A 22,144-nucleotide genomic window follows, 5' to 3' on the forward strand; every position below is an offset into this window, starting at 1 on the left:
TATTTTAAGGTGAGTGATTGCTGTTTTTTTTATGGTAATGATGACTTAGCCATGCATAGATAACTCCAGCAATAGCCCCAGCTATATGTGACTCTGTTGAGATGTATAAGTGAGTAGGTAATAAGCCGCTGGCCATTGTGCCAAAATAGAATAGCACTAATAACGCGATAGCTATATCAACCCAGTTTCGACGGAAAAAACCTTGGGCGATGAGTAAGCCCCATAACCCAAAAACCCAGCCACTGGCACCAATATGAACTGCATTTCGGCCAAATAACCAAACAGTTAAACCCCCAGCAACGATGATAAACAGTGATGCCAATACGTAAGCTTTTATGGTGCGATGCAGTAATAGCGCACTTAAGATGATAAATGGGGGTAAGTTACTGATTAAATGCTGCCAACTGCCATGGATAAATGGGGCAAAGAAGATACCTAATAGCCCCCATTCAGTGCGAGGAATGAGACCAAATTGAATGAGTCCCCCCGCGGTTAAACTGTTAATTAGTTGAGCAATAATAAAAATTGCAACAATACAGACTAATAGCTTAATGCGAGGATGCCCTTGTAAATAGTTCATTAGGGGTTACCAAGCGCTTGAACACTTTCGACTAATGAGGCCAATTGCCCCACAACGCGATCACCAATATCTGCATTATCACCGCCAAGAGCCTTATTACGCATAAAGTCTTTCTTAATTTGTTGCCAACGTGCTGCGTCTTTTTCTGTTAACGTGCCACGTAACTCTGCAAGTTTTAATAAGTTTTCTTCTGCGCCAGTCGTTAAAAGTTGTGCTTCTCCAAGGTAATGGTCATCCAGTACCCTCTCCAGTTCATCATCATTCATAACAGAAGAGACTTTTTCGCTGAGTTTATTCATATTACGGTAGCTACCTTGCAAGCGAAATGCAGGTTCTGTTCGGTATTTATCGGATTGCGCAGCACTGGCGATATAGTGTTGATTTACTTTCAATACAACATTCCGTAGTTTGATTAATTTACTGATTACCGAAGTAATTTCATTAATTTCTGCGTCAGAATATGGGTAACTTAAAGTGTTGGTAGAGACAGATTTCCCCATTGATTTATCGACAAATAAGTACAGGTCGTTCAGGTCTCGTAATGCAAGAGGGGCTAATACTGGGTTTGATGTCAGGCTGTTTTCGATATAGCTTAGAGCAAATGCTTCATCCATACCGCCTAATACTTCACCAAGGTTATAAATATCGGCGCGGTTTGCAAGCATGTCAGGAATTCGGAAAACTTCCCCTGACTCGGTATAGGGGTTACCCGCCATCACGACGCAGAATTTTTTACCCCGCATGTCATACGTTTTGGTTTTGCCTTTCCAAACGCCTTCAATTCGCCTTGTTCCATCACATAAGGATATAAATTTTTGCAAAAACTCAGGGTGGGTGTGCTGAATATCATCGATGTATAACATGACATTATTACCCATTTCTAAGGCTAGATTGAGTTTTTCTAACTCTTGTCTTGCTGTTGCATTAGGTGCTTGTTCAGGGTCAAGAGAGAGTACATCATGGCCAAGTGCAGGGCCATTGACCTTCATAAAAATGAGCCCTAAACGATCAGCGGTATATTCCATTAAGGTGGTTTTACCGTATCCGGGAGGTGAAATCATTAATAGCAGCCCCATGAGATCTGTGCGTTTACCTTCCCCTAAAGCGCCAATTTGTTTTGCCATATTATCGCCAATGATAGGTAAATAGACATCGTTTATCAGCTTGTTACGCACAAAAGAACTTAATGGTTTTGCTTTATATTCATGCAGTTTTAAACGGCTACGCTCTTCAGTAACAATCTGTTGGCGCAGGGATTGATATTGACGAAATTCAGGAATAAAACGTTTCCGTTGTCCGCGCATCCGACTGAAGTAGTTATCTAAGCTCAATGATAGAGTTTGGTTTTCAATAGTCGGGTGTTCACCAAGTAACCCGTTAACTTTAAAGTAAAGATCAACTTCACTAAAGCGTGCTGAAGCTACTTTATCTAAGATAATAATAGCAATAGCACCCGGTATGTATGGAACAAGATGAGCAAATTCAGGGGTCGAGCACAGCCCTTGTAACCAGTTTTGAACTAATGACCAGCGCTGGGCGTAACGAGTCCCTAAATTTTGTTGTGAGCGATTAAAATCAACCCACATATGAGCTTCTTCTAAGCGGCTTTGGAGTGCTAAAACTAACTCCCTCGCGTATTTGCTATAGACGAGTTCTATCGGGGTTCTTGCTAGTGCAAAGCTAAGGTATTCAGCAGCTTGAGTTTGCTCATAGGTTTGACATTGAATGGGGTTATCTTGCAAAAACAAGCTAACTCCAGCTTCAATTTCGGCTTGTAGGTCAAGTAATGCATTGTCATTATGGAATAACTGGTGAATATTCATGGCTGTTCTTGCTCGTTCAGGCCATAGTGCAGGAAAATCATCGTTTTGAACTTGCTGCCAATAAATAGCTGCGATAGCACGAGCTGTTGGGCTATACCGTAATAAATCTGCACTTTCACCGATTGGAATTAGTTTTTTCAGTAAAGCAATGGCATCATGGTCGTGGATACCTTTCTCATAGCCCTCTTTATAACGGGGGCTAGCAAAATCACGGACAATTTTTTCAAGTTTTTCCGTAGATGTTAACGCGTTTTTTAGTACGCCAAAATCTAGTCCTTCTTGGCGTTTTGTTGCAGCATAGATAATTGAATAGGCAAGGTATTCGGCACGGTAAACTGTATCAGATTCAGATTCTAATGAGGCGCTCCAATAGGGTTTGAGCTGTGATAGTCGTTCATTTTCTATTGGTTCTTGGAAATCTGTCCCTGTGAGATAAATCCATAGTTGTTCATTTTTCGGTAAAATGGTGAGGTCTAGCTCTTGGGTATTGACACTGAATCGGTGGCGCCCGAGTTTAATGACATTCCCACCATCTTCAAAAATATCTGTTTTATCGCGTAAAACTCGAATGGCTTGATCCCGAGAGGATTTGAGTCGTGCATCAATATCATCAGCTTTAACGTTATCGTTAATTTCCCTTAATTTTTCAATGATTTCACGCGTTTTAATTGCGAGAGGGTCGGAAGCAAAGAAGGCATTGAGTTCATCTTGAGACTGTAAACGAGTTGTTCGTCGTTGCAGGCTGTCTAGTAGACGATCTGCAGCAGTGACTAAATTTTGTGCACGTCGTTGGCGGTCATCAATAAGAACTTGTTTATGAGATTCAAAGGTTTCGAGTAATTCTTCCCGTTTAGATAAGATATCATCAAGAAATTCATCATGACTACTAAATTGGCTTTCGAGCTCTTCTAACTGAACGAGTAATCTTGATAGCTGATCATCACAACGTTCAGGGTCAGTAGCAAGAGACAGTGCATTGGTAATGCCTTGGCTAAACAGCCGGAATTGAGCACCAAATTGTGCGACAGTTTCCACACTGCTTTGTGATTTTCGTTTTTGTTGTAAGCGGGCTCGGGATTGGTTTAGTTGAGCATAGATTTGCGAAATAGCATCAATAATGTGAGTTTGTTGTGTGACATCATTGAAACTCAGTGAAGCCATTAGGTTTGAAAGCATATCTAAGTCAGCAGACATTTTTTCCATATCTTTCATGGGAATGTCTAACTGGGCACTGTTTTGGGCTTTTTCTATTTGTTCTTCGAAAACAGTTAACTGTGTTTTAAAGGGGTGTAAAGCTTTATCACTCGCAAGGAAAACAGCGGTTTCTTGTGAGACATATTGTTGATTTTTTTCTATTTCAGCTTCCATTTCGCTAAGCTTTTTTAAATCCATATAGCGAAATTCACGTAGTGAAATCAAGTGCCCGCGTTGAGCACTTAGGGCATTTAAGCCATCAACAAATTGTTGAATATCGGCCCAGCTTTCAGGCAACGTAAGTGAAATCAGTGATTTTTGGCGGTTAATGGCCTCATTCATTGATTTGGCAGATTGCTGCCGTATGCTTTCGACCTTTTCATATTCATCAAGAACCAGTTCACTGGTTTGGGTGATTTCTTTGAGTAATTTGCCAATACCAAGGCATTGCTCATCACCAAACCAGTAATAAATATCCAGTAAATTTTTTGCTTGTTGGCTGAGTTGTTCGTAGCGAGCGATAGAAATTTGGCTGCCTTCTATTTCTTTGGAAACATGTAATATTTCAGAAATACCACGAACTAAGTCTGCATTGCCTATACGTCCTAAAAAACCGCTACGAGTCGGCTGTTGATCGGCAAATTCTTCTGAGTAAAACGGGGTTTGCCAAACTTGCATAGGGTGAACGCGAGTCGCTTCTTCCCCTTCACCTTCAAATAGTACCATTTTTCCATCTTCAAGCATGGCGTAACCATGGCCAATGAGTGGAATTGAAAGTGTTCGTTCAATTAAATTATAATTGAATAGAGCTATGCGCCCTTGATTTGGTGAATAAAAAACATATAGAACATCTTCCCCATTCGGAGAGCGGCGCAAACGGCGAAAACGCATTCCATCCATAGGTTGTTCAAACGTTTTATAGTCACCATTTTGTAAGTAATAGCCGCCAGGAAAAATAATGCCGTGGTCTTCTGGTAACTGGACACAAGCTTGCCCGATGGCATCAATGCGTTGTACTGATTGAGATAGCGTGTTGTAAACTAAGTAACGCCAAGTTTCTTCCCGATAAGGTAATACTTTTAGGATAATTAAACTGCCGGTTTGTGCATATTCAATTTGCGCGTCGTCTAGTGATTGGTTTTTATCAAGAACCGCCTCTCGGTAAATCCCTAAACCGTCTTCAGTATTATTTTCACACTTTATGGTTAGATCACCGCCGATAGTTTCAATGAATACAGTGTCAAGAATATTGATGTGAGGGTATCGACCGTTAACAGTGTCTTCTCGTGTGGTTTTTTGCCATTCAAAGTCATAGGCTGGAGGGAGGGCAATATCGCGTTCACCCCGGTTATCAATATACTCAATTTTGCGCTTGTCGCTGGAGATTGACCAGCGAAAAACTCGCACGTCCGTGATGCGATCGCCAATTTGAAAACTAGCAAGAAGTTTGCCGTCCCGTTCAACAAGTTGCAGTAACTGTGTGTTCTTATAGTAGGTATAGAGTTCAGTGAAATCTTGAACAAAGCGATTATTGCTTAAGAAGGTATCTTCATAAGGGACAGCTTCAACATCAAATTCATCGTCGTTTTCAATTAACCGATATAGTGAAAACACATCTTCGAGGTGTGTCTCTTTTTTCAGGCCGAGGAAGACATTATAGCCAAATAAAAGCCATTTACCTACGCGGACAATATCCCTTGCTTGGCAATTATTTTCAGTACGAATGCGAATGCGACCAATAATATCCATTTGGCTTTGGCCGAATTCATCTAACCGCATTTCATTGAGTTGTGCAGCTTTTTGATGAAGTTGTTGCCCTTGGTCGGTCAGGCGTTTGCGTAATATTTCATAAGCACCACCTTCTGCAACGGCACTATCGAGTATTTCTTGTTCGCGATCCGTATCCTGAATATCTGACATTGCGCAGCGAATTCCCTTAACTAAGACAATAAAAATGGAAAACAATGAGGGGTAGGTTCACTACCCCAATGTACCAAAGGTTTACAGTTGGTCATCCGTTGGTGGAATCGGTTTTGATATGACATTTTTTGCTGGCTGATTAGCCCCTTTAGCTGCCATAAAACCGTTTATAAGATCTTGAACTTCAGGATTTTTCAATAATGTGGCAATATCAACTTTTTTGTCTTCTTTGCTACGATTAATGAGTTTTTCTACATTTTCTTTTGCAAAGCTGCTTTTATCCATAAAACCATCAACGGCTTTGCCGAGGCTTAGTGCCTTAGAGAAAGTATTGAAGAAGCTGCCATCGCCACCCACAATTTCAATATTAGTTTTGCTAAGTGCTGCAGCCAATACATCAGCTTGCTCTCGGGCAATTTCTTTATTAGCGTCGATAGAGGCCATGGCTTGTTCAAACTCTTTCTCAAGGCGCATGCGGAACTCTTCGTGAGAACGAGCGGTATCACTGAGGTGATCCATTGATTTAAATTTGTCAGTTAAACCATCGGCTTCAGCTTTCAGGCGTTGGCGGATAACCTCTGCTTGTGCCGAACCTAATTGGCCTTCCCCTCGAGCTTGTGCTGCCAGTTTTTCTTCCAGTACTTTCGCATCAGCCAAGCCTAGTTTTTCTTTGGCATTTGCTTGTTGTTCTTCACCACGAGCTTGGGCGGCTAATTTCTCTTCAAGGATTTTTGCTTCAGCAAACCCTTGTTGTTGTTCTGCTTTGGCTTTGGCTTCCATTACTTGAGCTTCCGTTAAGCCTTTTTCTTTCAGCCCACGAGCTTCTGCTAACAGTTTCTCAGCCGTAATATTGGCAAGAACAAGCCCTTCTTTTTCTTCTGCCTCTGCGGTTGCTTGGCGAACTCGAGCTTCTGCTAAACCTAATGCCGCGTGTTCGGCTTCTACTCCTTCAGCTAAGCGTTTTTTGGCTTCGGCTTGTTTTGCCGATGCTTCTAACTCTGCTTGTGCCATGGTGCTTATTTCTTCTGCACGGTGCTTAGCGCTGGCCTCATCCGCTTCGGCTTTTTTCACTTGGCGAACTAATGATTCTTCGGCTTCTGCTTGTGCGTTAATCACGGTGACTTGGCGCATGCGTTCAGCTTCAGATATTTCACGAACTTCTTTGATTCGTTCTTCTTCTTGTGCCACGGTTTTTTCAACGGCTACACGTTCACGTATAACGTTGGAGATATTTTTACGTTCTTCTTCGAGAGCTTTTTCTTTTTCTATACGCTGTAATTCAACTTCTCTTTCACGGGCAACAATTTCGAGCTCACGTGCGCGGCTCACTCGTTCTTCTTCGATGGCGACTGCACGAGTACGGTTTTGTTGGGCGACTTCAACTTCGCGCATGCGGTTTTCTTCACGAATTTCAATCTCTTGCTGAGTTTGGATACGAGCTTGTTCTGATTTTAGACGTTCTTCTTCTTGAACACGTAAAGTTTCAGCTTGTTCACGCGCACGAATATTATCAATTTCACGTTTTTGACGCGCTTCGGCATCGGCTTGTTGGCGCTCTAGGGCCAAACTTGCTTCGCGAGTTTCAACATTTTTCTTTTGAATAGCCAGCTCTTGGTCACGTTCTTTTTGGTTGGTTTCAATATTGTGAATCGCAGTGATTTCAGTAATTTTACGAATACCTTCGGAGTCAAAGATATTGTTTGGGTCTAACGCTGATTTTGGTGTTTGTTCTAGGTAATCAATCGCCACATCTTCAAGAGCATAGCCGTTAAGATCTTTTCCTATCACATCAACAATGCGATCACGGAAATCTTGTCGGTTTTCAAATAAGGTCGCTAAATCCAGTTGCTTACCTACTGTTTTTAAGGCTTCAGAGAATTTTGCGCTGAATAAAGCACTGACTGCTTGATGGTCTGATGCACGGTCAACACCGATAGCTTTCGCAACTTTTAGGACATCTTCCGTCGTTTCGTTTACACGCAAATAGAAAGCAACTGTGATATCAGCACGTAAGTTATCGTGGCAAATCAAGCCATCTTTACCTCGACGGTCAACTTCAAGTGTTAACAATGAAATGCGCATGAATTCTTTTTTGTAGATGACAGGGTAAACTAATGCCCCTGTAAAATGCACTTTAGGTTGTGATGACATGTCATTGACAATCAAAGCAGTACCTTGTGGAACTTTGATATAGAAGGCTTTGAATAACCCAAAGAACCCTAAAATAACTAGGATGATCCCCCCGATAATTGTTAAAAAGGGCATTAGTGCAGCCAAGTCCATATTGATTCTCCATTGGTTCTGACGATGACGTCATTTCGATTATGCAAGCAAGATATTTATTTTTAAAAAGAGAAGTTATCCGTGGCGAAATTCATTTTCACTGACAACTTGATAACTGTGCGATGCTGCGTCATAGCTAATGATGACAACATGATCACCGCGTTTTAACTGTTCGGAAGATGGCGCTCGTATTTGTAAAATTAACCCAGCTCCACCATCTTCTAATAGCGCCTCACCATTTTGTTCACTTACTGTTCCCGAACGTACAGTGGCGTATTTACCAATAAGCTGTTGTACTGTTTTGGGTTTATTGAGACTCACCAATTTTTTGCGCACAGGTTTTAAACACAAAGCGGTTAAATGAAGAGAGATAAATAGGGTGATCGCAAAAACGGCGAAGCTGACGAGATAGCGTAATAAATCAGTATCAATGAAGCGAATGAAGACATGTACGCTGAAATAACTGATTATCCAACCAAAAAGAGTAAATAGTGTGACAATAATGGTGACAGGGATTCCGGCTAAGCCAAGCTTGGTTAACCAGCCAGCAAAACCAGTTGCATCAATACCAGCATTAAATTCAGTATCAAGATTAAATACGTCGATATCCAATAAGCCAAAAGCGGCACATAACCAATAAAATAAAACAATGATTAGTAAACCACTAAAGATAATTGTTGGGAACATCAAACTGTTATGGAAAAACAAACTCATAGGGTTTTCTCTTTATTATTAATGCATTATTGAGCTTATGCGAAAAGGAATGTTTGTTTAATTTATCACCATAAAATAATTTAGCTTAATAATATATTTTTTAATTAATAGCAGTATCAGACTAGTCTATAAGCACTTTTAATTTTTTGAAGTCTCTTATAGCACTGGTTGTTTATCCAGTTTTATTTGATGAAGTTATTCCTAAAGTGTTATCAATAATAGTAAGCCATTAATGAGATAGGATTTTACCATTAATAACTAAGTTGATGATAATCATTCTCAACTATAATAAGCGTGTTTAAAGTACAAAATGGGGAAAATAAATAAGATTAAAGTGATAAATTCGCGCTTCATGGATGAAAACCGTTATGAAGCGCAAAAAAGTAAGATTAGTCTATCAAGTTGAGGAATGCAGCACCTCTTGCGCCTCCAGAGTCACCATAACGTGCTTTTTCGATTGCTGGTAATGTCGCTATGCCATAGAGGTATTGTGGAAGCACTTCTGGTAGTTGTTTATAGATCTCTTCAAACTGCGATAATCCTCCGCCAATCACCACTAAATCGGGGTCAAAAACAGTGACAATTTGCCCCATAAACATCGCAAGTAATGACATATAGCGGTTAACATGTTCTTTTGCTTGAATATCGCCTTGTTTATATTGCTCGATAATTTCGATAGCTGAACGTTTTTCATTGGTGAATGAGGAATAAATGCGCTCAAAACCTGGGCCTGATAGGTAGGTTTCAAAGCAAGCAGTTTGGCCACAGCCGCAAGTTATTTCAGGAACTTTTTCCCCTAACAATTTTGCTCCACGAACACTGAGGTTCATGTGGCCTATTTCCCCTGCAATTCCATTTTTACCGGATAAAACTTTACCATTGATAATGAACCCACCGCCTACACCGGTACCTAAAATTAAGCCAAGTACAGTTGGATAGCGTTTGAAATCAGGATCCCAAGCTTCTGATAATGCAAAGCAATTGGCATCATTTTCCACTTTTACTGGGCGCTGTAATATATTAGCAAGATCATGAATTAAAGGCTTATATTGAGCGGTAGGGACATTGGTTGTAAAAACGGTTCCTTCAGCGTGGTTTACGATACCAGGAACACCAACACCCACTTTTCCTTGGCAGTTAAATTTTTCATCTGCTTCCAGTGTGAGTTCGAGAAACGTATTTAAGAGCGTTTGGTAATCATCTTTAGGTGTGGGGGCACGTTTTTGCCAGACCTGATTTAGTTCGTTGTCAAAGACGGCAAGTTCAATTTTTGTCCCGCCCATGTCAAAGCCGTAATACATTTTCATCTTCCCCTAATGGTTTATTTATTAAAAAGATAATGTATCTATTTGATAAATAATAAATGATGGAATCTACTAATCTAATTATACAAAAGTTCATTGGAGGATAAATTACTGTTTTGGTATTTATTTTTTATGTGAAATTTTTTCATCATTTTTCGTCTTAAATATTTTTGAATAAAAAATAATTGCACCACTATTTTAAATGAGCTATTGTTATATTATAACATTACATTTAGGTGGTTATTATGAAACAGGGGATCCATCCACAATACCGTACCGTGGTTTTTCATGACACAAGTGCTGATGCCTATTTCAAAGTAGGATCAACAATAAAGACTGAAAAAACAATTGAATATGAAGGTGAAATATTTCCATATGTCACGCTTGATGTTTCTTCTCAGTCACATCCGTTTTATACCGGTAAACAGAAAATGATTTCTCAGGAAGGTAAAACGGCACAGTTCCAGAAGCGTTTTGGTCGTTTTTTACAGTCAGAGGGTAAATAAAGATGAAAGTACTGAGTTCATTAAAAACGGCAAAAACCCGTCATCCAGATTGCCAAGTTGTTCGCCGCCGTGGTCGAGTGTATGTGATATGCAAGACAAACCCGCGCTTTAAAGCGGTGCAAGGTTGTAAGAAAAAACGCTAGCTATTTGATTCACACATAATTATAAAATTTTTCCTGTATCGCTTTATATTTTATTTGCTTAGCCATTGCAGATTATTGCTCTCTGCCGTGGCTTTTTTTTATTTGTTTTTTATCCACTGATTTCTTCGATTATTAGCATGATTACTAATCTTCTTATTATTAGTGATGAAATTCACTTGCGCACTGGTGCATATTTTGTCAAGTTTATACTTATCATCCTTCAAGTTGCATGGGTGTTGACTGCGCTCAGACTGACGAATCACATACATATGTATGTGATTCGGACTCTCTTCACTTGTCGCTTACCTGCAACTCGAATGATATAACGCAAGATACATCCGAAAAATTTCTAGTTTCAATTTGGGTGAATGACAAAAATGACAGTATCCATGTTGTAAAGTCGGAACTGGAAATTTTTTGGTGAAAATTTAAACGAACAGGGTGAGTAAAAATGAAAAATGTCGGGTTTGTTGGCTGGCGAGGAATGGTCGGCTCAGTATTGATGCAGAGAATGGTAGAAGAACGTGATTTTGATGCGATTCATCCTGTTTTCTTTACCACATCACAACAGGGTGAAGAAGCCCCTGTCTACGGTGGTCATCGTGGTGTTTTACAGGATGCTTTTGATATTGATGCGCTAAAGGCATTGGATATCATTATTAGCTGCCAAGGTGGCGATTACACCAACGAAGTTTATCCTAAACTTCGTGAATCAGGTTGGAATGGCTATTGGATTGATGCTGCGTCTTCATTACGTATGAAAGATGATGCGATTATTATTCTTGATCCTGTGAACAACCAACATATCCAAGACGGCTTAAATAAAGGCATTAAGACCTTTGTCGGTGGGAATTGTACGGTAAGTTTGATGTTGATGTCTTTAGGTGGGCTGTTCACTAATAATTTAGTGGAATGGGCATCTGTGGCAACGTATCAAGCGGCATCAGGGGCTGGGGCACGTAATATGCGTGAGCTTCTGGCTCAAATGGGGTCTTTGCACACACAAGTTGCTAAAGAACTCCAAGACCCGGCCTCAGCTATTTTAGATATCGAGAAAAAAGTCACAGACTTCACTCGTAGTGGCACAATGCCAACGGATGCATTCGGCGTACCATTAGCAGGTAGCCTGATCCCATGGATTGATAAAGCATTAGAAAACGGCCAAAGCCGCGAAGAGTGGAAAGGCCAAGCAGAAACTAACAAAATTCTTGCGACAGGAAGTCATATTATTCCTGTTGATGGTTTATGTGTACGTATTGGTGCGTTGCGTTGCCATAGCCAAGCTTTCACATTGAAGCTGAAAAAAGATGTTCCGTTGAATGAAGTTGAGCAATTACTTGCCTCACATAATGACTGGGTGAAAGTAGTTCCTAATGACCGTGAAATCACCATGCGTGAGTTAACACCTGCGGCAGTAACTGGTACGCTTAGCACCCCTGTTGGTCGCTTACGTAAACTGAATATGGGCCCTGAATACCTATCTGCCTTTACGGTTGGTGACCAATTACTGTGGGGCGCCGCTGAGCCGCTTCGTCGTATGTTACGTATTTTGCTATAGTTTCTGAACTGTAATCAGTAATTTTATATTAACCTGCACACTAAAATGTGCAGGTTTTTTTGTGTCTAAATTAATGACGAGCGGGGTCATTCTGCGGAGGCTGATGTTCTAACTCTTTTGCTAAGAAGTAGTTTAAGAATGTACGGATCACGGCAATGATACCTAATTTGATAAGGCTATCTAAATCTGGGTCGACGGTCGTTGCTAAAATATCAGCAGCGAGCTGGAACTCTAATGCAGTTGCTAACCAATCACCAAAACAATAACGAGCCTTACGTGATTTCTGGGTGCGTATCCAGACTATCAGGGTCTTTACTAACCCAATCACCACGCAGATGACTGAAATAGCTTCTAAAAGTAACTGGAGTACGTGAACACTAGACACCAGTAATTCACGTAAAAAAACTAAATCGAACATTAAGACCTCGACTCGATAAGTAAGCTGGATTCATATTTGTTAACTATGAGCAAATATTGGCAAAATATCGAGTTTTATTGTGGGTCTATGGTTTCTGAAGGTAATTGACTAATGGATAAAATATTTCGATTTCCATCGATTACCTGAATATTTTTGTTGGGTTGATAACATTTACGTAAAGGCGATAAGCAAGCTTGCTCTGCGCCTTGTTGTATATTAAGCCAATCACTGATTAGCCAATAATTATTCGCCGTAGAATAGGAGGACTGCAAATTTTCTGGGTTGATACTTGGTTTACTCGCACTTTGGCTGTACCAAATCAGCAAGGGGATTTCATAGGCTTCTTTTCTTGGGTTGTTAACACCATGATGGTAGTGAATATTGTTATCACTGTCTAAGCGTTGCAATGCGTGATCTGAATAGTACATCAAAGTTGCAGGTTTACCTTCGAGTTGCTGCATAAGATTTTCGATAAATTTATCGGTATAAGCAATTGAACTGTCGTAGCAATCGTCATCTTCTTGGCCACTAAATGTTTTTAGCTCAGTTTCAGGAAAGCGGTTACAGGCTGGTTCATGGCTACCATAAGTGTGTAAAACAATAAGTTTTTTCTTATCAGTGGGGTCATTGATAGCGTTCTTGAAGTCATCTTGTAGCTCTTCGTCATAGCCGACAAATTCGTTCCAAGTTTTCTTTTGCGACATAGAGGCAATAGCAGAAATGATACTGGTACGTTTATTGGTTTTGCCTTGGTTGCTGATCCAGTAGGTTTTAAAGCCCGCATGATTGGCCAATGAAATGATATTGTCTGAATAGTGTGATTTATCCTGCATTTGTTCAAAGCGAATATTAGACAGTGAAATAGGAACCGACAAGATAGTCACTGGTGCTGGAGAATACGCTTGTTGAAAAGCCAATATCTGAGATTTGCGCTGATTTAAATTAGGTGTTGTATCATATTGATAGCCATAAAAGCCCATATGGTCACGGCGTAATGATTCACCGATGACAAGTACATAGATTTCAGTATCAGAGGTTTTTTTCTGGTAATTAAAAGCAACTTTCTGTGATGATATTTTTTTTATCCCCCGGTTTTCATATAAGTTTTTGACTAAAGCCGCGGCATTGTAGAAGGGAGTATTTAAGAAGTATTTTTCCGTGATCAATAACGCGCTATCAGGTTTATTAAATAATGATGCGTAATAGGCTGGAATGGCTAATAGATAGCCACAAATTAGCGCCATACTTATCGCTGTGATACGGCGATTCATGTATTTTGCGCATTGATGAATACATACTAAATAAGCTGAAAAAACAAAAAGATAAAATATAACATAACCAATGTTATAGGAAAGCATTCCTACCGTTTCACTGCTATTGGTATTGATAAAAGTTTCTGCAATCGAAGAAGAAAAGCGGATATCGTGCTTTTGATAAAAGAAAAATGAAACAGATAAATTGAGAGCCCACAGGAGTGAAACAAACACCGTGAAAATTTTGCCAAGCAAAAAACGATAGATACCTGCACATAACAGTATTATCAGCGCTCCTGAAATTACGATGGCAATATCCGCGATATTGCTAACATCTCCACTGAAAAACACAGGAGTTATAGATATCAATAATGCATAAATTAAAATAATAATTTGGCGTATCATAGTGTTATTTTAAGTATTTTTGACCTTACCTGAGGTTATAGAGGCAATTAAAAATAATAAGTTAACATCTAATTAACTTAAGACATTGTTCGTTTATAACATAAAAAAAGGTAAGGTAATCAAAATAATGGCGTAAAAAACTGTAAAATCTCGTGATGTTTAGTCATGACCTGCCCCTCACAACTTGCGAGGGGAGGTGAGATATTGATTTAGAAAGTTACCGCAATTTTGGCATCAATATTGTTATCGCTATAATTTTTTGATAAAAATTTATTATAATTAATTGATAGCTTAGTATTTTCTTTTATATTGATATCGGTACCGACTTTTAATGCCATTCCATGGCGTGATGTAGGAACACTTTGTGTCATAAATGAGCTCGTGGTATCGGAAAAATTCAGTTTTATACCTCTATTCAGATTCCCATATTGATATTGCCAGTTAAGCTCACCATGCAAACCAATATTTGATGTTTTACCTAGTTTCCATTGATTATCAAGACGTAGCCCAACAGTTGAAAGCGTTGTATTGATGCGTTGCTTACGCGCCTGCAGTGATGTGCTGCTAATATTCTCATTAATTGCATGGTTCATCGCACTAATATAAGTGAAATTGGTAAATGGCTCAATATTCATCCAATTTGATTGGATTGGATAGGCCAGCTCCATAAATGCCTGATGGGTATTAGTGTAATAGCTTGCAGAGTGACTCGTACCATTACTGATTGTACGTTCAGTATGAATGAGGTGTGAAGTGTGACTAAGCCCTGCACGAACCGCAAGCGGCTGCCATAAAGCGCTACCATAAATGGCAGCATGGTAGTTATTACTATTACCGTGGCCAAGATGGCCAGATAAGTCACTTTGGCTAAAGCCTGCGGCGATACCGAAAGTCATTTTGTCGTTAATAAAACGTCTATTTGCCCCAAGCAATAGACCATAATTTGATGATTGATACCCAGAGGCATTGTTATCGCCAGTTGTTTTATCCCAATCATAGAGCATTTTTGCCCATACATTGCCCTTGTTTTCGCTACTCCATGATTCAGACAATCGAGCTTGATCAAGGAGTGCCTCTTTAATCTGACGGCTATTATTTATTTGGTTGGATAATATGTCAGCGTATATTTGCCCAGTGACATCGTGAAATATTGCTCGAGCTTGTTGTTTTGTTTGGCTTTTCAATGTGCGGTCATAAAGCGTATGGTACGTAGGAAGCGTTTCAATAGCCTTAGCCACGGCGATTTGGTTTTGCGTTGCAGCTGCACTAGAAAATGCAGTGTTATTACGCCCTATTTTAAGAGTGACTTCTTTGGGAGTGTAATTTAGTGTCGTTCCAATAAACTGGTAATTAGGCACAACGCCATCAAATTGGCCATCAACCCCTTTTTGAGCACTTAATATTGTATATTCTGTATTAAATAAGCGGTTGATATCTTGTTTAGAGAGCGGACTATTATGATTTTCAAGAGTGACACTGACGGTACCGCCTTTTAATGAAGCAGAGCCTTGGCTGATGATCTGATCGTTTTGACCTGCTGGATTGATTTCAACCACATAATGGCTGCCCGGAGCAAAAGTCACAGAATCAACAATGTTAATTGTGCCAATTGAGTGGCCGGGTGCAACGGCAGCACCTTGGTTGGCGGTTAATTGTCGAATGCTTCCATTGCCCATAAGTAAACCGTGGCGGTTAATATTAACAGAAGCACCGATTTTTCCATCATCTAGAACTAACGTTCCTTTTTGGATATCAACTGCGGAGTCTAAGTGTTTTTTAAGGGTAACCATTCCGCCATTAATGTCGGATTTTTGCGAATATTTATTTTCGCCGGTTAAGACTAAATGGCCTTGATTTACTGTGAAGCCAGCAAAGGTATTATTACCTGACAATACTAATGTCCCTTGGCCTTGTTTCGTTAACTTTCCAGTCCCTTGAATATTATTTTTCCATTCATCTAACTTTCCAAAATTGGCAATATCAAAGTCATTAGTATCTTGATTAATGATAAAATTTTCATATAAATAAGAGGGACCCTGATAAGCCGCAGGTAAGTTAATTAATCCCCAATAGGAGTTTGGGTCATTTTCTTTGATATTCCAACCTGCAATTGATTGGCTTGGATATGCGGTACTGGCTAAAATATGATCCCATTGTGCATTATTCAAGTAAGGGAAACGTAATCGAAGTAAATAACCTGCCGTTTTAGGTATATTTTTAGGCTCGATCATTGATATATTTTGTATTTCTTTTTTTCCATAATAACCCATGTGGTCATTGGTTATAGGAGTAGAAGCTGTTAGGCAATTTAGTATGTTATTTGAACATGATGATGAAATATCATTACGAATATTTTTTGCCGAATCAACAATGAATTTGGTATTTTTCTCATCGGATAGGAGCTGTGACAATAAATAATAATTACCTACACGAGAAGCGATTGTATCAGTGGCAAAGTGTGCGCCAACAATCACACGGCTTTCACCATATTCAATAGCTCGATTGAAAGTTTCACTGCCTTTTTCAGGAAAAATCATCGCCAATACCGCAGCTTGCTTAAAACCATTCCACGTATGGCCACTAGGGTAAGATGAGCCCTGTATTTGTGAATAGCCTGCAATATAGTGACCTTCTTCATCCAATACTTGATAAGGACGACCGCGTTTAAAATGATCTTTTAGAATAAAATCAATTGACCTAGTACGTTGTTTTTTTTCATCATAGGCACGAGTACTTGTATCATGTAATAAGCTGATTGCTTTATATTGGTTATGATCTCTTAGATTAATATCATGTTTACCAAACAGTATCGTTTGATAACTGTTAAATAAATAACCTGAGTCTTGGGATTTATCTGCGAGTGCTAAACTTTCCCGCTCACCAGTGATATTGATGTATTCGTTACTAATAAGCCTATCTTGCTCAGCAACTTCGCTGCCTTCTTTAGGCGTATTATTAATAATATTATTTTTAATGTCTTCAAGCCATACACCTCTTGTATCAATAATATTTTTCTCTAATTCTAAAATATTAGTTTTAGCTGTTAGAGTATTCATGAATATGAATGGCAATAAAGTCATTGATGCTGAAATAAAAGTTTTTCTCATTATAATTCCGCCGATGCTATTGGTAAAAATTTTATTTTGCGGAGTTTATTTATAATATGTTTATTTTTTATGACAGTTTTGAAAATAAAAAAATCTTATTAATTAGAGCGTTAAGCTTTATTTTTAATTGTTTTTTCCTTTGTAAAGTGGTTTTGTATTGATTAGTTTCGTTTTTTTTGTTTTTTATTATTGGTTTAATTAAATCATAAAAATAAGATAATAATTATAGAAAAAATCAAAAAAATAACCCCAAACTTTCGGATGGGGTTATTAAATATTATTTAGTTAGCTGAATAATTAGATATCAATATTCGCTGCTTTTAAGGCATTTTCTTCGATAAATGCACGACGTGGCTCAACAGCATCACCCATTAATGTGGTGAATAGTAAGTCTGTTGCAATCGCATCTTTCACCGTCACACGCATCATACGGCGCGTTTCTGGGTTCATGGTGGTTTCCCAAAGTTGTTCTGGGTTCATTTCTCCAAGACCTTTATAACGTTGTACGTATAGGCCACGACGAGACTCACGTGTTAACCAAGCCAGAGCTTCTTCAAAGTTACTGATATCTTGGCGACGTTCACCGCGCTTGATATAAGCACCTTCTTCAATTAAGCCGCTGATTAAGTCGCCTAAATGAGTGATACGGCGGTATTCGCTGCCATGAACAAAGTCAAAATCGAGGTTATAGTCGGTATCAACACCATGGGTACGAATACGGATTGTTGGCTCGAATAATTGACGTTCACGGTTTTCATTAATGACATAGCTATAAGTGCTACCGAATTGTTCGTTATCTTCTAAGCGCTTAACCAGCGTTTTAGCCCATTCTTCCACTTTTTCGCTGACTTTTAAATCATCTTCAGTCAAGGTTGACTGATAAACCAGGCTGTTAAGTAGGGCTTGAGGATAAAGGCGCTCAAGACGACGAATAATACGGTGTGCGGCATTATATTCGACAACCAGTTTTTCGAGTTCTTCACCTTTCATAGCTGGCGCTTCGGCACTTAAATGCAGCTCTGCGCCATCAAGGGCGATAGAAATCAGGTAATCGTCCATCGCATCGTCATCTTTAATGTACTGCTCTTGTTTACCACGTTTCACTTTATACAGTGGTGGTTGAGCAATAAAGATATGGCCACGTTCAACGATTTCAGGCATTTGGCGATAGAAGAAGGTCAACAGTAACGTACGAATGTGCGAACCATCGACGTCCGCATCCGTCATGATAATAATGCTGTGATAACGCAGTTTGTCAGGATTGTATTCATCACGGCCAATACCACAGCCTAATGCCGTAATCAGGGTTGCAACTTCCTGTGAAGATAGCATTTTATCGAAACGCGCTTTTTCTACGTTTAGAATTTTACCTTTCAGTGGCAAAATGGCTTGGTTCTTACGGTTACGGCCTTGTTTTGCAGAGCCGCCCGCGGAGTCCCCTTCCACAAGGTACAGTTCAGATAGTGCAGGGTCACGTTCTTGGCAGTCAGCCAGTTTACCTGGCAAGCCAGCTAAATCTAATGCGCCTTTACGACGAGTCATTTCGCGAGCTTTGCGCGCCGCTTCACGTGCGCGTGCGGCATCAATAATTTTGCCCACAACGATTTTTGCATCGTTCGGGTTTTCCAGTAAATATTCAACCAGTTTTTCGTTCATCATCGTTTCAACCGCCGTTTTCACTTCGGAAGAGACCAATTTTTCTTTGGTTTGTGATGAGAATTTAGGGTCGGGAACTTTTACTGAAATAACTGCAATCAGGCCTTCACGTGCATCGTCACCGGTTGCGTTGACTTTGCTTTTCTTCTGATAGCCTTCTTTTTCCATGTAGTTATTTAATGTGCGTGTCATTGCTGCACGGAAACCAGCGAGGTGAGTACCCCCATCGCGCTGAGGAATGTTATTGGTGAAGCAGTATACATTTTCTTGGAACCCATCATTCCACTGCATTGAAACTTCAACGCCAATACCGTCTTTTTCAGTTGAAAAATAAAAGACAGAAGGGTGGATAGGGGTTTTATTACGGCTTAAATACTCAACAAAGGCTTTGATACCGCCTTCATAATGGAAATGGTCTTCTTTGCCATCGCGTTTATCGACGAGCTTAATAGAAACACCTGAGTTTAGGAACGATAACTCACGTAAGCGTTTTGCTAAGACATCATATTCAAATTCAGTCACACCTTTAAAGGTGTCCATGCTTGGCCAAAAACGAACGCGTGTTCCTGTTTGGTCAGTTTCACCGACAACAGTCAGAGGCCCTTGAGGCTCACCGTGTTTGTAGATTTGCTCATGAACTTTGCCATCACGGCGGATAACTAATTCTAATTTTTCAGATAAGGCGTTAACAACGGAAACCCCAACACCGTGTAAACCACCGGAGACTTTATAGGAGTTGTCATCAAATTTTCCGCCTGCGTGCAGAACGGTCATGATAACCTCTGCGGCTGATACACCTTCTTCTTCGTGGATACCTGTAGGGATACCACGTCCATCATCCTGTACGGAGATAGAGTTATCGGCATGGATAGTGATCACGATATCATCACAAAAGCCTGCGAGGGCTTCGTCGATAGCGTTGTCGACAACCTCGAAAACCATGTGATGAAGACCTGTTCCATCGTCTGTATCACCGATATACATGCCCGGGCGCTTACGCACCGCATCCAGTCCTTTTAATACCTTGATACTTGAGGAGTCATATGTATTCGACATCAACGTTTCCTGCTCTTTCTATTCCTGAGGTTGAACTTCTATTTTGCCATGTTCTACACTAAACATCTTGCTATTTGCATCTATCATATCATTAACTTGCTCAGGTGTAATGGCACTGACAAACACTTGCGCTTGTGTAGCTTTGAGGCGGGCTGCCAGTAATTGGCGACGGCCAGCATCAAGTTCAGAAGCAAAATCATCCAGTAGATACAGGCATCGTTGCCCGCTCTGATGGGTGAAAAACTCACCCTGCGCTAATCTTAATGCACACATAAGTAGCTTCAATTGGCCTCGTGAAAGCATATCTTCAACAGGTGTTCCATTTGCTCGAATACGCAAATCAGCTTTATGTGGCCCTGAAGCGGTATAGGTTAGCGCTCTATCACGCTCAAATTGGCGCTCTAATTGTTCTGAATAATCAATTTCTTTATCCCAACCGCGTTGGAAGGATACTGAGAGTGAAAATTCGGGTAAAAATTGTTGGCAAGTTTGCTCGATATTTTCGGCAATACCTGCAATATAGTCATGGCGCCATTGGCTTATTTGCTCAGAAAGCGGTGCCAGTTGTTTATCCCAATGACGAATTTGCTCATAACGAGTAACTTGCCGTAAAGCGGCATTGCGTTGTTTTAATAACCGTTTTAAATCTGACCATACTGAAAAAAACAGCGGGTCATTGTGAAAACAACCCCAATCAATAAAAGCACGTCGATATTTAGGACCACCATTTAGCAAAGTAAACCCTTCAGGGGTAATCAGTTGCATTGGCAATAATTTTGCTAGCTCTGCAATTTTATGGCCATCAGTACCGTCTATTCGAACTTTACTATCACCATCACGGTTTTTGCTTAAACCTAGTGAAAGGTCGTTTCGCTGTTCATCTAAATGGCTAAGTTTACCATGAAGAATGAATTGCTCTTGCTCATGACGAATAACCCGGTTCGCTTGAATGCTGCGAAATGCACGGCCATGACCGAGTGTATATATGGCTTCCAATATGCTGGTTTTACCGCTCCCATTGGGGCCAATTAAAAAATTGAACCCATTAGCAAGGGAGAGATCCGCATTTTCAATATTTCGAAAATCACGGATCAATAAACGCGAAAGGATCATAAATACCGATTACAAGCGCATTGGCATGACAACATACACCGCTGCTTTACTGTCAGCGTCTTCAATCTGCACACTGGAAACGGCATCGGTTAACAGAAGTTGCACATTTTCACTTTTTAGTGCATTTAAGACATCTAAGATGTAGCTGACGTTAAAGCCAATTTCCATCTCAGTACCTTGGTAGCTAACATCAACAATTTCTTCAGCTTCTTCTTGCTCTGGGTTATTAGCTGTAATGCGCAGTTGGTTTTCACTGAAATATAAACGCACACCGCGGAATTTCTCATTCGATAAAATCGCAGCGCGAGAAAAGGCTTGTTTGAGTAAATCACAGCGTGCTTCTAAGGTTTTGTTTGGATTTTTCGGTAGTACTCGGCGGTAATCAGGGAAACGGCCGTCAACCAATTTAGAGGTAAAGATAAAATCCCCAACGTGAGCACGAATATTATTACTGCCGATTTGCAGTTGTAGAGGGGTGTCACCACCATCTAACAAACGCATTAACTCAATGACCCCTTTACGAGGTACTATCACTGAATGAGAAGGTAGCGATTGACCAATATCCATCGCACACACGGCAAGCCTGTGACCGTCTGTGGAAACGGTTCTGAGCATTTGGTCTTCGGTTTCAAATAGCATACCGTTAAGGTAATAACGGACATCTTGGTGCGCCATTGAAAACTGAGTAGCTTCAATTAAACGTTTCAGTATTGATTGCGGAAGAGAAAATTCCACTTCGCTTTGCCAGTCATCCAAGTTTGGAAAGTCAGCAGCTGGCAATGTGGATAATGAAAAGCGGCTACGTCCAGAACGGACGAGCAGTCTGTCATCATTCAGCTCTACATGAATTTCAGAACCTTCAGGTAACCCACGCCAGATATCAAAAAATTTGCGTGCGGGCACGGTGGTTGCGCCAATTTCGTGCTCCCCTGTTAGGGCAACATTGGCCATCATCTCCATTTCAAGGTCGGTCCCAGTGAGTTGGAGGGTGCCTTCTTTCACCTGTAATAAAAGGTTACCTAAAATAGGCAGAGTTGGACGCCCACCTAAAGGACCACTAACCTGTTGTAACGGTTTTAATAACTGCTCGCGTTCTATTGTAAATTTCATA

The 22,144-nt window shown here is 40.2% G+C and carries 14 protein-coding genes; 3 read left to right on the plus strand and 11 right to left on the minus strand.

Annotation, left to right across the window (positions count from 1 at the left end):
* Positions 1-4: 4 nt before the first annotated feature.
* From PR683_RS16335 to nagK, 5 genes are all read right to left on the minus strand, one after another.
* Positions 5-580: a rhomboid family intramembrane serine protease gene (locus PR683_RS16335; protein ID WP_110731522.1), complete on the minus strand. Its 576-nt coding sequence runs from the start codon at positions 578-580 to the stop codon at positions 5-7.
* The gene (locus PR683_RS16340) at positions 580-5,517 is read right to left on the minus strand and encodes a DNA repair ATPase (RefSeq protein ID WP_272571523.1); all 4,938 of its coding nucleotides are present in this window, start codon (positions 5,515-5,517) and stop codon (positions 580-582) included. The genes PR683_RS16335 and PR683_RS16340 overlap by 1 nt, the downstream gene beginning before the upstream one ends.
* A gap of 81 nt (positions 5,518-5,598) precedes the next feature.
* Entirely contained in the window at positions 5,599-7,800 is a 2,202-nt protein-coding gene (locus PR683_RS16345) for a flotillin family protein (RefSeq protein WP_109912545.1), read from the minus strand.
* Positions 7,801-7,875: 75 nt separating this feature from the next.
* Complete coding sequence (locus PR683_RS16350; protein ID WP_196719893.1) at positions 7,876-8,514, minus strand: OB-fold-containig protein; 639 nt, start codon at positions 8,512-8,514, stop codon at positions 7,876-7,878.
* A gap of 389 nt (positions 8,515-8,903) precedes the next feature.
* A complete protein-coding gene (nagK, locus tag PR683_RS16355) occupies positions 8,904-9,815 on the minus strand; it encodes an N-acetylglucosamine kinase (protein ID WP_272581898.1) in 912 nt (303 codons plus the stop codon).
* Positions 9,816-10,063: 248 nt separating this feature from the next.
* On the opposite strand from nagK, the gene PR683_RS16360 reads away from it, so the two are divergent.
* The 3 genes from PR683_RS16360 to asd all read left to right on the plus strand — a co-directional run bounded on the left by PR683_RS16360 (position 10,064) and on the right by asd (position 12,025).
* Complete coding sequence (locus PR683_RS16360; protein ID WP_004906261.1) at positions 10,064-10,324, plus strand: type B 50S ribosomal protein L31; 261 nt, start codon at positions 10,064-10,066, stop codon at positions 10,322-10,324.
* Positions 10,325-10,326: 2 nt separating this feature from the next.
* Positions 10,327-10,467, plus strand: a complete 141-nt coding sequence (gene ykgO / locus PR683_RS16365) for a type B 50S ribosomal protein L36 (RefSeq protein ID WP_004906789.1) — start codon at positions 10,327-10,329, stop codon at positions 10,465-10,467.
* 451 nt (positions 10,468-10,918) lie between these two features.
* Positions 10,919-12,025 (plus strand): aspartate-semialdehyde dehydrogenase, encoded by a 1,107-nt coding sequence (gene asd / locus PR683_RS16370; RefSeq protein WP_004906793.1) that lies wholly within the window; start codon positions 10,919-10,921, stop codon positions 12,023-12,025.
* A gap of 70 nt (positions 12,026-12,095) precedes the next feature.
* On the opposite strand, the gene PR683_RS16375 is transcribed toward asd, so the two are convergent.
* The 6 genes from PR683_RS16375 to dnaN form a co-directional block, all read right to left on the minus strand.
* Positions 12,096-12,443 (minus strand): DUF1622 domain-containing protein, encoded by a 348-nt coding sequence (locus tag PR683_RS16375; RefSeq protein ID WP_004906795.1) that lies wholly within the window; start codon positions 12,441-12,443, stop codon positions 12,096-12,098.
* Between the two features lie 74 nt (positions 12,444-12,517).
* Positions 12,518-14,101 carry a phosphoethanolamine transferase gene (locus PR683_RS16380; protein WP_272513518.1) on the minus strand — a complete coding sequence of 528 codons (1,584 nt, stop codon included), beginning with the start codon at positions 14,099-14,101 and terminating at the stop codon, positions 12,518-12,520.
* 209 nt (positions 14,102-14,310) lie between these two features.
* Positions 14,311-17,208: an autotransporter domain-containing protein gene (locus tag PR683_RS16385; RefSeq protein ID WP_110731525.1), complete on the minus strand. Its 2,898-nt coding sequence runs from the start codon at positions 17,206-17,208 to the stop codon at positions 14,311-14,313.
* A gap of 297 nt (positions 17,209-17,505) precedes the next feature.
* Positions 17,506-19,920, minus strand: a complete 2,415-nt coding sequence (gyrB, locus tag PR683_RS16390; protein WP_004906802.1) for a DNA topoisomerase (ATP-hydrolyzing) subunit B — start codon at positions 19,918-19,920, stop codon at positions 17,506-17,508.
* A gap of 18 nt (positions 19,921-19,938) precedes the next feature.
* On the minus strand, positions 19,939-21,033 hold the full coding sequence (gene recF, locus PR683_RS16395; RefSeq protein ID WP_004906804.1) for a DNA replication/repair protein RecF: 1,095 nt from the start codon (positions 21,031-21,033) through the stop codon (positions 19,939-19,941).
* Between the two features lie 9 nt (positions 21,034-21,042).
* A complete protein-coding gene (dnaN, locus tag PR683_RS16400) occupies positions 21,043-22,143 on the minus strand; it encodes a DNA polymerase III subunit beta (protein ID WP_004906806.1) in 1,101 nt (366 codons plus the stop codon).
* Between the last annotated feature and the right edge of the window lies 1 nt (position 22,144).

Origin of the sequence: Providencia sp. PROV269, assembly GCF_028477785.1 — a bacterium.
GTDB lineage: Bacteria > Pseudomonadota > Gammaproteobacteria > Enterobacterales > Enterobacteriaceae > Providencia > Providencia rettgeri.

Coding starts and splice junctions, on each gene's coding strand:
- PR683_RS16350 (WP_196719893.1), bottom strand. CDS start 8,514: ATGAGTTTGTTTTTCCATAACAGTTTGATGTTCCCAACAATTATCTTT.
- nagK (WP_272581898.1), bottom strand. CDS start 9,815: ATGTATTACGGCTTTGACATGGGCGGGACAAAAATTGAACTTGCCGTC.
- PR683_RS16335 (WP_110731522.1), bottom strand. CDS start 580: ATGAACTATTTACAAGGGCATCCTCGCATTAAGCTATTAGTCTGTATT.
- recF (WP_004906804.1), bottom strand. CDS start 21,033: ATGATCCTTTCGCGTTTATTGATCCGTGATTTTCGAAATATTGAAAAT.
- PR683_RS16385 (WP_110731525.1), bottom strand. CDS start 17,208: ATGAGAAAAACTTTTATTTCAGCATCAATGACTTTATTGCCATTCATA.
- PR683_RS16345 (WP_109912545.1), bottom strand. CDS start 7,800: ATGGACTTGGCTGCACTAATGCCCTTTTTAACAATTATCGGGGGGATC.
- dnaN (WP_004906806.1), bottom strand. CDS start 22,143: ATGAAATTTACAATAGAACGCGAGCAGTTATTAAAACCGTTACAACAG.
- asd (WP_004906793.1), top strand. CDS start 10,919: ATGAAAAATGTCGGGTTTGTTGGCTGGCGAGGAATGGTCGGCTCAGTA.
- PR683_RS16360 (WP_004906261.1), top strand. CDS start 10,064: ATGAAACAGGGGATCCATCCACAATACCGTACCGTGGTTTTTCATGAC.
- PR683_RS16380 (WP_272513518.1), bottom strand. CDS start 14,101: ATGATACGCCAAATTATTATTTTAATTTATGCATTATTGATATCTATA.
- PR683_RS16375 (WP_004906795.1), bottom strand. CDS start 12,443: ATGTTCGATTTAGTTTTTTTACGTGAATTACTGGTGTCTAGTGTTCAC.
- gyrB (WP_004906802.1), bottom strand. CDS start 19,920: ATGTCGAATACATATGACTCCTCAAGTATCAAGGTATTAAAAGGACTG.
- PR683_RS16340 (WP_272571523.1), bottom strand. CDS start 5,517: ATGTCAGATATTCAGGATACGGATCGCGAACAAGAAATACTCGATAGT.
- ykgO (WP_004906789.1), top strand. CDS start 10,327: ATGAAAGTACTGAGTTCATTAAAAACGGCAAAAACCCGTCATCCAGAT.